The 1923-nt window shown below is 56.9% G+C and carries 3 protein-coding genes; all 3 read left to right on the top strand.

The genetic code is table 11. From position 1 onward, the window contains the following. Positions 1-402 (top strand): flavin reductase family protein (locus BUA12_RS12810; RefSeq protein WP_072711000.1); only part of this gene is annotated, 402 nt, incomplete at its 5' end. Positions 403-433: 31 nt separating this feature from the next. Further along, positions 434-1261 carry an FAD synthetase family protein gene (locus tag BUA12_RS12805; protein ID WP_072710999.1) on the top strand — a complete coding sequence of 276 codons (828 nt, stop codon included), beginning with the start codon at positions 434-436 and terminating at the stop codon, positions 1259-1261. Between the two features lie 15 nt (positions 1262-1276). Then, on the top strand, positions 1277-1923 hold a 647-nt coding region (locus tag BUA12_RS12800), incomplete at its 3' end, for a 2-keto-4-pentenoate hydratase (RefSeq protein WP_072710998.1).

Raw genomic sequence — 1923 nt, 5'->3', positions numbered from 1 at the left:
ACTTACGGCATGACGGCCAATGCCTTCATGTCCGTCTCACTCGATCCGAAACTCATCGTCATCTCCATCGGGGACAAAGCAAGAATGCTGGAGCGCATCCGACAGAGCGGGCAGTTCTCGGTCAACGTCCTGTCCTGCGAGCAGCAGGAGGAGTCGATGCGATTCGCCGGCCAGAAGCAGTTCGAGGATAAATATGAGTTCGATACGCTTGCGGGCGTGCCGGTCGTTTCAAACGCGGTCTGCCAGCTGTCATGCGAAGTGTACAACGAGCATACGGAAGGCGATCACGTCCTCTTCATCGGCCAGGTCAACGACCTCGTATTGACGGACGGCGAGCCGCTCATCTTCAACTGCGGCAAGTACCGGGAGCTCAAGGAAATGGAACTGGAAGAAGTCAAATAGACGCACTTCACTCTTAAGGGGGATGCCGGCAATGGAAATCATACACTTGAAAGATACCAACCTGCAGTATTGGCAGAACAAATCCAGAGCCAATGTGGTGGCACTCGGCTTTTTCGACGGGGTGCACACAGGCCATCAACATGTCATTGAGACAGCCAAAGCAGCGGCGGATGCGCAGCACGTATCGCTCGATGTCATGAGTTTCTTTCCGCACCCCAAGACGGTGCTGTCGGACGGCCGGACCGTCGTGCAGTATTTGATGACGCTGGATGAAAAGGCGAAAGTGCTCGAAGCGCTGGGCGTGGACCGGTTCTACATCGTCGATTTCACCAAGGCCTTCGCCGCGCTGCCGCCGGAAGCATATATCGAAGAGTACCTCTATCAGTTCGGCACGGTGCATGCCGTGGCCGGGTACGATTTCACATACGGCGCCAAAGGGGCCGGGACGATCGGGACTTTGTACGACACATCCGGTGGCCGGATCACGGCGACGGAAATCGGCAAAGTGGCGTGTCACGGTGAGAAAGTGAGCTCGACGCTCATCCGGGAGATGATCCTCGCCGGCCGCATGCAGAAAGTGGAGACGCTGATGGGGCGGCCCTTCACCACCCACACCCGGATTTCGAACGGCCACTTTCAGCACCGGCCGGCGTGCATCCTGCCGGCGAGCGGCTACTATGACGTGATGCTCGAATCGCGGTGCCACAAACGGCACTGTACATTATACGTGGATAATGAGGGCAACCATATCGGCTTTACCGACCAGACGCTGTTGAAGCATTTCAACAACAGACATATCAAAATCACATGGTGCAAGCAGACCGCATCATTTGCGGCCAGGCAGTATGCCACCGTGTAGAAGGAGATCAGCACAATGCCAGATATCAAGCAATTAGCAGATGAAATATACGACGCTGAAAAGACGGGCGTACCCATCCAGCCGCTCACCGAAAGGCATCCGGCACTCACAGCCGCGGATGCCTATGCGGTGCAGCTGAAATATGCGGAACGCCGGATGGCTGCCGGGGCGGTCGTCAAAGGGAAGAAGATCGGCCTGACGTCAAAGGCCATGCAGGACATGCTCGGCGTCGACCAGCCGGATTACGGCCACATTTTTAATGACATGATGTATGACGAAGGCGAACAGATCGATGTCAGTCAGTTCATCCAGCCGCGGATTGAATTCGAAATCGCCTTCGTGCTGAAACAAGACATCGATGCCGGGAATATCACAGCGGAGAATGCGGCGGACTACATCGATTACGCGGTGCCGGCCGCAGAAGTCATCGACAGCCGCATCGCCGGCTGGCAGATCAAGTTCGAGGACACGGTGTCCGACAACGGCTCCGCCGCCGGTGCGGTGCTCGGCGGGAAGCAGCTGAAGCTTGCCGACATCGACCTGCCGGCCGAACGGATGGAGATCTTCAAAAACGGCATGAAGATTGACGAAGGTTACGGGGAAGCCGTGCTCGGCAACCCGCTGGCAGCCGTCGTCTGGCTCGCCCGATCATTGGATGAGTA

Source organism: Lacicoccus alkaliphilus DSM 16010 (assembly GCF_900142805.1).
Taxonomy (GTDB): Bacteria; Bacillota; Bacilli; order Staphylococcales; family Salinicoccaceae; genus Lacicoccus; species Lacicoccus alkaliphilus.
The sequence above is the reverse complement of the archived record's forward strand: the minus strand, read 5'-3'. Positions and strand labels throughout refer to the sequence as shown.